This window comes from Algibacter miyuki, from assembly GCF_030409805.1.
Classification (GTDB): Bacteria; Bacteroidota; Bacteroidia; order Flavobacteriales; family Flavobacteriaceae; genus Algibacter; species Algibacter miyuki.
The window spans coordinates 671,417-684,492 of the sequence record NZ_JAUFQP010000007.1; the positions used below are offsets into that span (position 1 = coordinate 671,417).

Below are 13,076 nucleotides of genomic sequence, written 5' to 3' on the forward strand. Positions count from 1 at the left end.
TGAAACAAGCAATGATTTTGGGGTTAAAACAATTCAATCCACACTTAAATGTTCGCATTTAAGTATTACTATAAATTAAAAACATGACCAAAAATGTTCGTGTGCGTTTTGCACCAAGCCCAACAGGACCGCTACATATTGGCGGCGTTCGTACAGCATTATTCAATTATTTATTCGCTAAAAAACACAACGGAACTTTTATTTTAAGAATAGAAGATACCGACCAAAACCGTTATGTAGAAGGTGCCGAACAATATATTATTGATGCTTTAAAATGGTGCGGCATGCCATTAGATGAAGGTCCAGGAACCAACGAAAAATTTGGTCCATACCGTCAAAGTGAACGTAAACCATTATATAAAGCTTACGCTGAAGAATTAATTGCATCAGGAAATGCTTACTACGCTTTTGATACTGCCGAAACTTTAGATGCTGAAAGAAAACAATGCGAGGCCAATAAAGAAACCTTTATTTATAATTGGCATAATCGCCTAAAATTGAGTAATTCTTTATCGCTTAGCGCGGAAGAAACTCAGGCTAAGTTAGATGCTGGCGACGATTACGTGATCCGTTTTAAAAGTCCGCAAGACGAAACACTTCATCTAAAAGATATTATCCGTGGCGATATAAAAATTGATACTAACATTTTAGATGATAAGGTTTTATTTAAAAGTGATGGTATGCCAACCTACCATTTAGCGAATATTGTGGACGACCATTTAATGGAAATCTCGCATGTAATTCGTGGTGAAGAGTGGTTACCATCTTTGGCATTACACTACCAATTGTACAAAGCTTTTGGATGGGATGCGCCAGAATTTGCACACCTTCCACTTATTTTAAAACCAACAGGAAAAGGAAAATTAAGCAAGCGTGATGGCGATAAATTAGGGTTCCCTGTTTTTCCATTATTGTGGGAAGATCCAAAAACGAACGAAATTTCTAGAGGTTATAAAGAAGATGGATATTTTGCCGATGCTATGGTAAATTTCCTTGCTTTTTTAGGTTGGAATCCAGGAACAGAACAAGAGATTTTTACACTAGAAGAATTGGTTGCCGCTTTCGATTTGAAAAAAGTAAACAAGTCTGGTGCACGTTTTGATCCGGATAAAATTAAATGGTTTAACCACCATTATATGCAAGAACAAAATAACGAAGAGTTAGCAGATATATTCAAAAATTCAAGACCAGAATTAGCAGATATCGATACAAGCTACATTGCAATGGCCATAAATTTAATTAAAGAACGTGCTACTTTTGTGAGCGATTTCTGGGATTTAAGCCACTTCTTTTTTGTTACACCAACATCTTATGATGAAAAAGCATCTAAAAAAGCTTTAAAAGAAGGTACAGACGACATTATGAAGCAACTTATAGCCGTTTTAAACGCAAATACCGAATTTTCGGTAGAAACGCTTACTACAGAGATCAAAGGCTGGATAACAAGCAACGAAATCAGTTTTGGAAAAGTAATGATGCCTTTACGTTTAGCACTTGTTGGTGCTTTACAAGGTCCTGATGTTTTCGATATTATGTACATGATTGGAAAAAACGAAACCGTTAAGCGTATTGAAAAGCTAATTGCTACAATATAAATTTAGGTTTCCTTAAAATAAAAAAAGGTCTCTAAGTAGTTTTTAAACTATTTACAGACCTTTTTCTTTATAAATACGTTCCTAATGCTTCAAAGGAATCACCATATTCCACGTGTTTTCAAACTTCCAAGCTTCAGGTCCATTACCAACCGCAGCAAATAAATGCGTAGGCTTTCCATCTTCAACTAAAACAAAAGGACGTTCAAAATGATTTTGGTGAGATGTTGATCCATCGTCCCATAATACATCACGACTGTATGCTTTTACATTTTCGAATAAGTTCCATTTTACACCATCTTTAGACCAAATATGGATACCTCCACCTTCTTCTCCACAAATTTCACCAGAGCGATCTTTCATAACACCTTCATATCTATCGCCTGCCCACCAAATGTATGGATCTTCAACATCTACATGGCTATTACCAGGGGTTTCAAACCTAAAAACAGGTTCTTCACTTAAACGCTTGTACTCCCCTTTTGGGTTATCTGCCATAGCAACACCTAACAATAATGGCGGTTTTGGAGTTACAGAAGATTTATACATCAGTAAAATTTTACCAGTTTGTGGATCTACTGCTGGAGAAGGATTAGACGTAATAGTCGCATCCCAATGTCCTGGTCTAGGCTCAATAACAGGTTTATCAACACGTTCCCATGGGCCAAAAATAGAATCACTAATTGCTAAACCAACACGCTTATTTAACCAAGCAGCATTCCAATCGTAACCATCTGGTTTTGGATTCTCTTTTGTGGGTTGATCAAAATCGTAAGTCGTCCCAAAATGATATAATAAATACTTGTCTTTATATTTTACAATTCTTGGATTGTGCGTACACATGCCATCAAAAAATTCCTTTCCACGAACAGGAAGCACCACTTCTTGAAATTCGTAAGGTCCAACAGGCGTATCGGCCACAGCACGAACCACTTCAGAATTTGTCACCCAATTACCAAAACCAACATCTTTAGACCATCGGGAGGCAAACATATGGTATTTACCATCTTCCCCTTTTATAACAGACGATCCCCAAATCCAGTAATTATCGTCACGAAACCCACCGCCAATTGGTGCCGGTAAAACGCGATCTATAAATGCCTCTGGTGGTTTATTATCTCCCATACAAGATAGTAAACTAATGGATGATAATGCCAATGAGCCTTTAATTGTGGTATCAATAAATGTTCTTCTTTTCATGCTTATTTTTTTTGAATTTTAAAACGAAATTTCTGCTCCTAAAACCAACATGGTTTGGTTGCCTTCAAAACGAGAATTTCCGCCAGAAAAATCTAAAGGTTGTTTTTCAATTTTCTTTAAAATATTGGTAAATCCGTAAATATATTGTGCTTTCAACTTAAAATTTTTCACACCAACCGAAGCTCCTACTACCCCATTAAAATTAAACTGCGAAATATTTTTAATATCGTTAGCCGATAAATTTAGGTAATTATTGATGTAATAATTCTCTTGAGACCTATCATTTAATTCTAACTTGCCATTATATTGCAACATAGGCCCTAAATCTATGGTGAAATATTGCGGTACAACTTTTATCTGCATTAATAAAGCTACTTGAGCAGCAAACATTTTATAATCAATATAAGTTGTTTCATTACTAATTAAATCTGGTCTACCTAGTACTTCCAAGTGGTTTTCTGAGAGTTGCATACCAAAACTAACATTGTACCAACGGTTAGGTATATCTACCGTTGCAGCCATTCCACCGGTAAAACCTTGTGTGCTTTTTGTTGTAAAATTATCGGTTACAATATCAAATTGTGTAATTCCTCCCGAGATGCTAAAACCATTAGTAATTCTATAATTTCCTTTTTGTGCAAAAGATTTTGTAACAAAGCATAGGGTTATAACTACTAATAGTAAAGGTTGATTATATTTCATACTAGTTCGGGATATAAACCACCAAATATAGTTTAATTTTTGTATCTTAATTTTCTAATCATTTAATAAAAAATTCTATGGATTTCGTTTTCATTCCTCTTATTGTATTTGGACTATTTATTTTAATTTCATCATTCTTTACGGTGAAACAACAAACTGCAGCTATTATAGAACGCTTTGGGCGCTTCCAAGGTATACGTCAATCTGGTTTACAATGGAAAATTCCATTAGTAGATCGTATTTCAGGCCGTTTAAGCCTAAAAATTCAGCAATTGGATGTTATTGTAGAAACTAAAACTAAAGATGATGTATTTGTACGTCTAAAAGTTTCTGTGCAGTATAAAGTTATTAAAGAAAAAGTAGAAGATGCTTTTTACAAGCTCGATTACCCACACGATCAAATTACAAGTTATGTATTTGATGTGGTACGTGCTGAAGTTCCAAAAATGATTTTGGATGACGTGTTTTTAAGAAAAGATGATATCGCCATTGCTGTAAAAACAGAATTAAACGATGCCATGCAAAATTATGGTTACGATATTATAAAAACTTTAGTAACAGATATTGACCCAGATGCACAAGTAAAAGAAGCCATGAACCGTATTAATGCTGCCGATAGAGAAAAAACAGCGGCACAATATGAAGGTGATGCAGCACGTATTTTAATTGTAGAGAGAGCTAAAGCGGAAGCAGAAAGTAAACGTTTACAAGGACAAGGTATTGCAGATCAACGTCGTGAAATTGCACGTGGTTTAGAAGAATCGGTTGAAGTATTAAACAAAGTAGGTATTAACAGCCAAGAAGCATCGGCATTAATTGTAGTTACACAGCATTACGATACTTTACAAGCCATTGGTAGCGAAACTAATAGTAACTTAATTTTACTACCAAATTCGCCACAAGCCGGAAGCAATATGCTAAACGATATGGTGGCTAGTTTTGCAGCAAGTAACCAAATTGGTGAAGCCATGAAAAACAATAAAAAGAAAGAAATTAAAGAATAGACTTAACCTATATTTCTATGTTGAAATTAAATCCTCAAAGGTTATCCTTTGGGGATTTTTTATAAAATAATAACTTTATTCCGCTTTAAATGGATGTCTTGGTTCCCAATCCTGAGTTGGATCCATTAGTTTAAAAATTTGTTTTAAAGCCGCATTCATAAGTACATTCGTATGCTTTAAATACACCAACATCGGTTTAGCCTCGGCTCCTACCGAACTTTTAATTTCCATAGCTGTACGCGCATAAACAATGGTTTTAAATTGGTTTTCTATACCAAATTTAAGCATATCGTAAAGCATATTTAAATACAACTGATTTTTATATTGATGTTCGCTATCGTAACCTAAAAAATAGGTTTCTAAAGATTTATTATTCCGAATTAAAGTATAAAACCCAACCAGTTTATCTTCCAAATAATAACCAAAAATTCTAAAATTTTCTTTTAGTTGAAATTTCAAACTATAAAAATGATTTTCAGGTAGAATGAAGGTGTTAAACTTCGCATTATTAGATACATTTAAATACAACTGATGCAATGTTTGACTGTTATTTTTAACGTCATCTATAGATAATTCAACGGCTTTTATACCATTTAATTTCTTTCTAGCCCGTTTATAACGGTCTCGATATTTTTTCTGTAATGCGGCTGTATAATCTTCAATAGTAACCCAATTTCTTTTAACCGAAAATATCATATTAGGTTGTACCACAACCTGATGCAGTTTTGCAGCATCTAAGCTTTCTTTTTCTTTATGTATGGAATCATTTTCAAAATAATCTTTCAGCACAAACATTCTAATGGTTTTATTCTGTTTGGCTTTTATGATGGACTTTATTTCATACAAAGCCGTTTGAGTGATTTTAAAAAAAGCTTCCTGAGATATGTCTTTTCTTTTAAAATATAATCCGTGTTGCCCAGTCTGCGTTAAATTCCCAATTACTAAAATATTTCCCTTTAAAATTTTAGAAATTAAATCGCGTAAATAAGATTTTAAACAAGATATATCGGTCTTTCTAAACATATCTTTCAAATACAATTGTACCCGTTGCGTCACAGCTACACCAACCAAAATATCCTTTTTAAAAACACCAATGTAAAACAACTCCAAATTATTTGGAGCTGCAATTTCCAACGCTTGTAAATAGGCCAGTTGCAAAAATACATCGTGCTTTACAAGAGGATCCCAACCTTCTGGAAGGTCCTTAAATGAATAATAAATTTTATAATGTATCAATAGAAAAATAAAAGACTGAAAATTACAATTCTCAGTCTTTAAATATGTTAAAAGTTTACAAAAATATTATTCCCAACCACAAATAATTGCGCCCATAATACCCAAGGTTACAGTCCAATATCCAGCATTTATAAAAATGTATTTAGCACTTTTACGCTCGAATAACGCATTAGTTCCAATAATGGGTAGCGCCACAAAAAGACCTGCTAAAACACCATGTAAACCGCCATGTTTATAGGTTCTAAAAGCATCCCCATAATCGTCCATAAAAGCATCGTAAGAAGGTAATGCTTTAGTAGCATCTCCTCCAATAAGACTTAACGCACCTGTTTGATGAATACTCATTTGCATCATAGTCATTGCTAATAAAAAGGCAAAAATAAAGGCTAGAATAAAAATTTTAATCATGTTACCACCCTTAATTTGCGCATCCGTTATATTAGCTTCTTTCATCCAAACAGTGCCAAATACTTTTGGATTATACCAAATAAAACCGACCACTAAAGCAGAAATAGCAGCTACCAGAATAGCTGTAAAGTTTAAAAAATCCATAGTAAAAAATATTAGTTAGTCTTTAAATGTACGAAAATAACTGCTTCTATAGTATATTACCAACTTCCGCTAGCACCACCGCCACCAGAACTTCCACCACCACCAGAAAAACTACTACTAGACGATGAACCTATATAACTTGAGCTAGAACCGCTAGAAGAAAAATTCTTGCTCATATATTTTTTATCATTCTTTAACAATGAAAATTTTAAAGGTTCGTATTTTATACTAGACCGTGTAGAAAAAACAATAATTAATGGCAGAATAATAAACACCAAAACAACAAAAATAATGATGTTGCTTGAATTTAAAAAGGAGGCTTCTTCTAAAAGATCAAAAGGATCAATTACATCATTTTCATCTACTTGAGTACTAATAATCATTACTGCAAAAAACAGTGGCAAGACTATAAAAGGTAAACTAAACAACACCAAAAATAAGGACGAAATTAATATAAAAGGAAAGGAAACAACACTCACTTTTCCTGTTATTAAACCTCTAAAAACATTAAGTACTTTTTTATAACCAGCATAAAACGTAAAACCTCCAGCCCCTATAAAAATGCTAAAAAATAGCGTTAGCGCCCCGCCAATTAAAATTTTACCCCAAAGTGGCACTTCATTTTCTTCTTCAATTAAATTAGCAAACTCGTCACGGTATTTAGGATCGTCAATAAGTTTTACTATTTCCGAAGTTGCTAAGTTTACACCTTTAAAAAAGTCGCCTTTTTTAAATTCAGGCGTCATGGTTTTTCTAATAATTCGAGATGCAAAAGCATCGGTAACTATAGGTTCTAACCCACGGCCAACTTCAATCCTAAACTTTCTATCGTTTTTAGAAACTAAGATTAAAAGTCCATTATCGGCTTCTTTTTGTCCGAGTTTATTCCTATTAAACACCTGGTAAGCATAATTTTCCACCGTATTATTTCCTAAGGAATTAATAGTTAAAACAACAATTTGATGCGTCGTTTCGGTTTCGTAAGCTTTTAGTTTTCCCCGAAGTTCTAGGGTTTCGCTTTCGCTGAAAAGATGAGCGTTATCGGTTACAATTTCGGTTAGAATAGGAAAATCCTCTTGCCCGTTGGTTTGTTGAAACCAAACAAAAAACAAGAGGATTATTAATTTTAATTTACTCAAATGTTATAAGTAAGCTTGTATTTAATTGAACGTTTTAGCTTCTTCAACTAATAACTCATTTTTATCTTCTAATGCTTTTTCAATAAAGGCATTAATATCATCATTTTTGGCCTGTCCGTTTTCTACTAAAACTTTCAAAATAAGGGTCACAGCAATACGCGTTCCTACTTTTTTAACAGCGGTGTTAAAAAGTGGTTCTACCTCATCATAAGTCACGTCTTTGGCTAGTTCTAAAATTTCAGCTCTAACTTTTAGTCGTTTTTCTTCAGGTAAATTTGTATACTTTTTACCTAATTTTTGAATGACATCAATCGCTTTTCTTTGCGACTGTTGTTGTGGCTTTTGCTTGTTAGTATTCGCATTTGTATTAGCTGCTGGTTGTGGTTTAACCTTAGCCCAAGAATCACGTAATCCAACGGTTTTATTAAATACTAACTTATCTGAAGCCGAATCGTTATCCACATTAAAATAACCCAAACGTTGAAATTGGAACCTTTGACCTATTTCAGCATCTTGTAAACTTGGCTCAACAAAAGCTTCAACCAATTTTAAAGAATCTGGATTTATAAATTCCATAAAGTCTTTATCTTGATGACTATCTGGAGCTTCATCTAAAAATAAACGATCGTATTCTCTAACTTCTGCTTTTACAGCATGTTTTATAGAAACCCAATGCAAGGTTCCTTTTACACGACGTTCCGTATCATCGGAATAGGTACAATGTACTTCTGTAATATTACCGTTAGCATCCTTTACAACCGATTCTGCTTTAATAATATAAGCGTTTTTCAATCGTACTTCTCCGCCTAATTTCAAACGGAAAAACTTATTACTAGCTTCTTCTTTAAAATCTTCTTTTTCTATATAAATTTCACGAGAAAATGGCACTTTTCTAAAACCAGCGGCATCATCTTCTTGATTATTTTCAGCATCAAACCATTCCTCTTTATCTTCTGGATAGTTCGTAATTACCACTTTAATCGGGTCTAAAACCGCCATAACACGTGGTGCCGTTTTATTTAAATCTTCACGAATGCAAAATTCTAAAAGCGATACATCTATCACGTTTTCACGTTTAGCAACACCTACAGTTTCAACAAATTTTCTAATAGCTGTTGGCGTATAACCTCTACGACGCAAACCAGAAATAGTTGGCATACGTGGATCGTCCCAACCATTTACCACACCATCTTCTACCAATTTAAGCAACTTACGTTTACTCATTATGGTGTAACTTAGATTTAAACGGGCAAATTCACGTTGTTTTGGTCGTAATTTATCTTCTGTAACTACTTGGTCTAAAAACCAATCGTAAAGCTCTCTATGAGGTTTAAATTCAAGCGAACATAAGGAATGTGATACTTGTTCTAGGTAATCACTCTCACCATGCGTCCAATCATACATTGGGTAAATACACCAATCGTTTGCAGTTCTGTGGTGATGTTTCTTTAAAATACGATACATAATCGGGTCACGCATTAACATATTTACATGTTGCATATCGATTTTAGCACGTAAAATATGTTCACCTTCATTAAATTCTCCCGCTTTCATACGTTCGAATAAATCGAGGTTTTCTTCAACCGTTCTATTTCTAAAAGGTCCATCAACACCTGGTTGTGTAGGCGTTCCTTTTTGTTCGGCCATCGCTTCGCTAGACTGCGAATCGATATAAGCTTTTCCTTCTTTTATAAAATATACGGCCCAATCGTAAAGTTGCTGAAAATAATCGGACGAGAATAATTCCTTATCCCATTTATACCCCAACCACGATACATCTTCCTTAATGGCATCTACATATTCCTGCTCTTCTTTAGCCGGGTTTGTATCATCAAAACGTAAGTTTACGGGTGCATTATATTTTTCACCTAAACCAAAACTAATACCTATAGCTTTAGTGTGGCCAATGTGCAAATACCCATTAGGCTCTGGCGGAAATCTAAAACGAAGATTTTCTTTTGGCATTCCATTTGCCAAATCTTCTTCTATAATTTGCTCTAAAAAATTGAGTGATTTTCTTTCTTCAGACATATTTAAATCAATAAGCTTCAAAATTACATAAATTCAAGTTATTTTTGACCTATTCTAAGCAAGAAGCGTAACAAATTTGGATTAATTGTGACTAACGTTTTAAAGTTATAATATGAAAACTAATAATTACAGTTGTCCGAAATGCCAAAATAGAGAATTTGAAACCAGTGAAATGCGCGCCACCGGTGGAACATTATCTAAAATATTTGATGTTCAGAACAAAAAATTCACCTCAGTAACCTGCACTCGTTGCACGTATACCGAATTTTACAAAGCCAAAACAAGCGCCTTGAGTAATATTTTTGATTTATTTACAAGCTAATGGGAATTATAAAAGTTGAAAACATCAGGGTATTTGCACACCATGGTTGTTTAAAAGAAGAAACAAAAATTGGTAGTGATTATCGTGTAGATTTAAAAGTAAAAGCCGATTTACAAACTTCAGCAAACACAGATAAACTAAGTGATACTGTAGATTACGTGTTTCTAAACCGTATTATAAAAGAGGAAATGGATATCCCATCTTACTTACTAGAAACGGTTGCCAAACGTATTTTAAACCGTATTTTCAACGAAGATAAAATGGTAAAAAAAGCAACTGTTTGGGTAAGCAAATTAAACCCGCCAATAGGTGGTGATGTTCAGCGTGTTACTATAAAAATGAGTAAAAAACAGAAATAAGTGAATTTATACATTGTAAAATGTAAATTTTTTTTACATTTGCAGTCCACTAATTTTGGTGTCGTGGCCGAGTGGCTAGGCTCAGCTCTGCAAAAGCTGCTACAGCGGTTCGAATCCGCTCGACACCTCAACAAAAAAGCTTCCTAAGAAATTAGGAAGCTTTTTTTATTTGTAGTCGTTTATTTATAATTATTAAGAAAAAAATTAATCCAAAGTTCTCTAATTAATCGGACTAATTTGCTCCAATTTTTCTTTAAGTAGTTCCTTTTCCTTCGGAAAAAATCCTTGTACCAAAAGCAGCACGCCAAAGCCAAATATTACTAATGAAATGACTTTTTTTGTTTTATAAATAAGCCGCGGTGTTAGTTTGTTTTTTAGTTTTTTAGCAACTATAATTTTAGCTAAATCGGTTATAAAATAAACAATTAAAATAGTACTTAAAAAAACGATTACTCCATTTTTAGATGTGGTTAAAGAGTTAGCCAGAACAATAAAAGCTACCCAACCTAACAGCACACCAATATTTATAAAGTTGAGTAAAAAGCCTTTTAAAAATAACTTTCCGTAGCCTTTTTTTATTTCAACTTTATGATACTCACGCACAATTTCACGGAATGATTTAGATGTTTTTACGAATGAAATAAGTCCGTAAACCAATAGCAATACACCGCCAAAGACTAAAAAGTTAGGATCGTCCTTTATTTTTTCAAGCAGTTTATTGGTACTAAAAAAGGCAACTAATATAAAAATAATATCGGCCAACATCACGCCACTATCAAATATTAAAGCACTCCTAAAACCTTTTGTAGCACTGGTTTCTAACAGTACAAAAAAGACTGGACCAATGGTGAAAGCTAGAATAATTCCGAAGGGAATAGCGGTTAAAATATCGTCGAACATAATATTGTAAACAAATTATACCAAATATAATTAGAGTCTGTATTATAAATGGTATTACAAAGTAATGAAATATTTTAGACACCCTTTTTATTTACACATCAAATTTCTAAATAGTTTTTACCGCTTTACTTTATAAGCAAGAAACAGCGGTATGTAATTTATAGGTTTTATAACACCTCAAAACTTTTATTTCTGGTAACATACTTTGTTTCTAATAAAAATAAACCACTAATTAAAACCTTGTTGGCATTCTTTAAGCAAACAGCTCGGGTAATATTTACCCAATAATCTTCTTTTTTATACACTTTTTACACAATAGAAATGACTCGTTTATTTTACAAAAAATATTAAACTACTATTTATCAATGTATTACATATTTTAATTGATTTCATTTTAGTTACGGCACATTTATTTCAATTAACTCATCGTAAAACAATTTACAATAATTATAAAAGCATAAAATCATGAAAAAATTAATTTTAACAATAGCGTTCGTAGCAGGTGGATTATCAACTTACGCTTTACAGATCAACCCAACTCAATCGGATATCACAACTATTTCTATCACTGAAGAATTTAAAGAAGTTGCTTTAGAAAACGTACCAACTGCAGTTACTGAAGCAGTAGCTAGAAATTTTTCAACAGCAACCTTAAAAAAAGCTTATGTAAACAGTGTTGAGCAATACAAACTTGAACTTACTATCGACGGTACAGATAATGTTGTTTATGCCGATAAAGATGGTAACTGGTTAAAATTGACAGATATCGGAACTCCAGCTCAAGATACAGAAGAAACCATTGAACAATAATAATTATAAATAGTAACCCCTTAAAACAAAAACATCATGAAAAAATTAATTTTAGCAGTAGCATTCGTAGCAGGTGGATTATCAACTTACGCTTTACAAATCAACCCAACTCAATCGGAAATCACAACCATTTCTATCACTGAAGAATTTAAAGAAGTTGCTTTAGAAAACGTGCCAGCAGCAGTTACTGCAGCAGTAGCTAAAGATTTTTCAACAGCCACTTTAAACAAAGCTTATGTAAACGGTAGCGAACAATATAAACTTGAAATCACTATCGACGGTACAGACAATGTTGTTTATGCTGATAAAGATGGTAACTGGTTAAAAGCATCAGACGTTGAAGCGCCAGCTCAAGATACAGAAGAAACCATTGAACAATAATAATTTATAAATAGTAACCCCTTAAAACAAAAATATCATGAAAAAATTAATTTTAGCAGTAGCATTCGTAGCAGGTGGATTATCAACTTACGCTTTAGAAATCAACCCAACTCAATCGGAAATCACAACCATTTCTATCACTGAAGAATTTAAAGAAGTTGCTTTAGAAAACGTGCCAGCGGCAGTTACTGCAGCAGTAGCTAAAGATTTTTCAACAGCCACTTTAAACAAAGCTTATGTAAACGGTAGCGAACAATATAAACTTGAAATCACTATCGACGGTACAGACAATGTTGTTTATGCGGATAAAGATGGTAACTGGTTAAAAGCATCAGACGTTGAAGCTCCAGCTCAAGATACAGAAGAAACCATTGAACAATAATAATTTATAAATAGTAAAACCTTAAAAACAAAAATATCATGAAAAAATTAATTTTAGCAGTAGCATTCGTAGCAGGTGGATTATCAACTTACGCTTTACAAATCAACCCAACCCAATCGGAAATCACAACCATTTCTATTACTGAAGAATTTAAAGAAGTTGCTTTAGAAAACGTGCCAGCAGCAGTTACTGCAGCAGTAGCTAAAGATTTTTCAACAGCTACTTTAAACAAAGCTTATGTAAACGGTAGCGAACAATATAAACTTGAAATCACTATCGACGGTACGGACAATGTTGTTTATGCCGATAAAGATGGTAACTGGTTAAAAGCATCAGACGTTGAAGCACCAGCTCAAGATACCGAGGAATAGTATTATATACCCCTCTCTTAAAAAAAAGGCGTTTTAAAATAAAACGTCTTTTTTTGTGTTTATAAAATTTACCTATCCACTAAACTTAATACATT

General features: G+C 33.4%; 15 protein-coding genes and 1 tRNA gene. 9 read left to right on the top strand and 7 right to left on the bottom strand.

The window, feature by feature from the left end; all coding sequences use genetic code 11:
- Positions 1-83 precede the first annotated feature (83 nt).
- Positions 84-1,595, top strand: coding sequence for a glutamate--tRNA ligase (gltX, locus tag QWY92_RS05915; RefSeq protein WP_290269292.1), 1,512 nt, complete (start codon positions 84-86; stop codon positions 1,593-1,595).
- A gap of 81 nt (positions 1,596-1,676) precedes the next feature.
- On the opposite strand, the gene QWY92_RS05920 is transcribed toward gltX, so the two are convergent.
- Positions 1,677-2,792, bottom strand: coding sequence for a glycoside hydrolase family protein (locus QWY92_RS05920; protein WP_290269293.1), 1,116 nt, complete (start codon positions 2,790-2,792; stop codon positions 1,677-1,679).
- A gap of 18 nt (positions 2,793-2,810) precedes the next feature.
- Complete coding sequence (locus QWY92_RS05925; RefSeq protein WP_290269295.1) at positions 2,811-3,494, bottom strand: hypothetical protein; 684 nt, start codon at positions 3,492-3,494, stop codon at positions 2,811-2,813.
- Positions 3,495-3,571: 77 nt separating this feature from the next.
- Between QWY92_RS05925 and QWY92_RS05930 the strand changes: the two genes are divergently transcribed.
- Positions 3,572-4,498, top strand: coding sequence for an SPFH domain-containing protein (locus QWY92_RS05930; protein WP_290269296.1), 927 nt, complete (start codon positions 3,572-3,574; stop codon positions 4,496-4,498).
- Positions 4,499-4,573: 75 nt separating this feature from the next.
- Here the strand turns inward: QWY92_RS05930 and QWY92_RS05935 are convergent, their stop codons facing one another.
- The 4 genes from QWY92_RS05935 to QWY92_RS05950 form a co-directional block, all read right to left on the bottom strand.
- Positions 4,574-5,734 (bottom strand): GNAT family N-acetyltransferase, encoded by a 1,161-nt coding sequence (locus tag QWY92_RS05935; RefSeq protein WP_290269299.1) that lies wholly within the window; start codon positions 5,732-5,734, stop codon positions 4,574-4,576.
- Between the two features lie 66 nt (positions 5,735-5,800).
- Positions 5,801-6,286 carry a DUF1761 domain-containing protein gene (locus QWY92_RS05940; protein ID WP_290269301.1) on the bottom strand — a complete coding sequence of 162 codons (486 nt, stop codon included), beginning with the start codon at positions 6,284-6,286 and terminating at the stop codon, positions 5,801-5,803.
- Between the two features lie 56 nt (positions 6,287-6,342).
- Positions 6,343-7,425 (bottom strand): TPM domain-containing protein, encoded by a 1,083-nt coding sequence (locus QWY92_RS05945; RefSeq protein ID WP_290269303.1) that lies wholly within the window; start codon positions 7,423-7,425, stop codon positions 6,343-6,345.
- Between the two features lie 21 nt (positions 7,426-7,446).
- Positions 7,447-9,456, bottom strand: a complete 2,010-nt coding sequence (locus tag QWY92_RS05950) for a glutamine--tRNA ligase/YqeY domain fusion protein (protein ID WP_290269305.1) — start codon at positions 9,454-9,456, stop codon at positions 7,447-7,449.
- Positions 9,457-9,568: 112 nt separating this feature from the next.
- Here QWY92_RS05950 and QWY92_RS05955 point away from each other — a divergent pair, with 112 nt between their 5' ends.
- The 3 genes from QWY92_RS05955 (at position 9,569) to QWY92_RS05965 (ending at position 10,265) form a co-directional block, all read left to right on the top strand.
- The gene (locus QWY92_RS05955) at positions 9,569-9,778 is read left to right on the top strand and encodes a zinc ribbon domain-containing protein (protein ID WP_290269307.1); all 210 of its coding nucleotides are present in this window, start codon (positions 9,569-9,571) and stop codon (positions 9,776-9,778) included.
- Entirely contained in the window at positions 9,778-10,137 is a 360-nt protein-coding gene (folB, locus tag QWY92_RS05960) for a dihydroneopterin aldolase (protein WP_290269310.1), read from the top strand. The genes QWY92_RS05955 and folB overlap by 1 nt, the downstream gene beginning before the upstream one ends.
- A gap of 57 nt (positions 10,138-10,194) precedes the next feature.
- Positions 10,195-10,265, top strand: a tRNA-Cys gene (locus tag QWY92_RS05965).
- 91 nt (positions 10,266-10,356) lie between these two features.
- On the opposite strand, the gene QWY92_RS05970 is transcribed toward QWY92_RS05965, so the two are convergent.
- Positions 10,357-11,037, bottom strand: a complete 681-nt coding sequence (locus QWY92_RS05970) for a LysE family translocator (RefSeq protein ID WP_290269313.1) — start codon at positions 11,035-11,037, stop codon at positions 10,357-10,359.
- Between the two features lie 465 nt (positions 11,038-11,502).
- Here QWY92_RS05970 and QWY92_RS05975 point away from each other — a divergent pair, with 465 nt between their 5' ends.
- From QWY92_RS05975 to QWY92_RS05990, 4 genes are read left to right on the top strand one after another with little or no spacing between them, the layout of a single operon-like run.
- A complete protein-coding gene (locus tag QWY92_RS05975; RefSeq protein ID WP_290269315.1) occupies positions 11,503-11,847 on the top strand; it encodes a hypothetical protein in 345 nt (114 codons plus the stop codon).
- A gap of 36 nt (positions 11,848-11,883) precedes the next feature.
- The gene (locus QWY92_RS05980) at positions 11,884-12,228 is read left to right on the top strand and encodes a hypothetical protein (protein WP_290269317.1); all 345 of its coding nucleotides are present in this window, start codon (positions 11,884-11,886) and stop codon (positions 12,226-12,228) included.
- Positions 12,229-12,265: 37 nt separating this feature from the next.
- The gene (locus QWY92_RS05985; protein WP_290269319.1) at positions 12,266-12,610 is read left to right on the top strand and encodes a hypothetical protein; all 345 of its coding nucleotides are present in this window, start codon (positions 12,266-12,268) and stop codon (positions 12,608-12,610) included.
- A gap of 38 nt (positions 12,611-12,648) precedes the next feature.
- Positions 12,649-12,981, top strand: a complete 333-nt coding sequence (locus tag QWY92_RS05990; protein WP_290269320.1) for a hypothetical protein — start codon at positions 12,649-12,651, stop codon at positions 12,979-12,981.
- Positions 12,982-13,076: the final 95 nt, after the last annotated feature.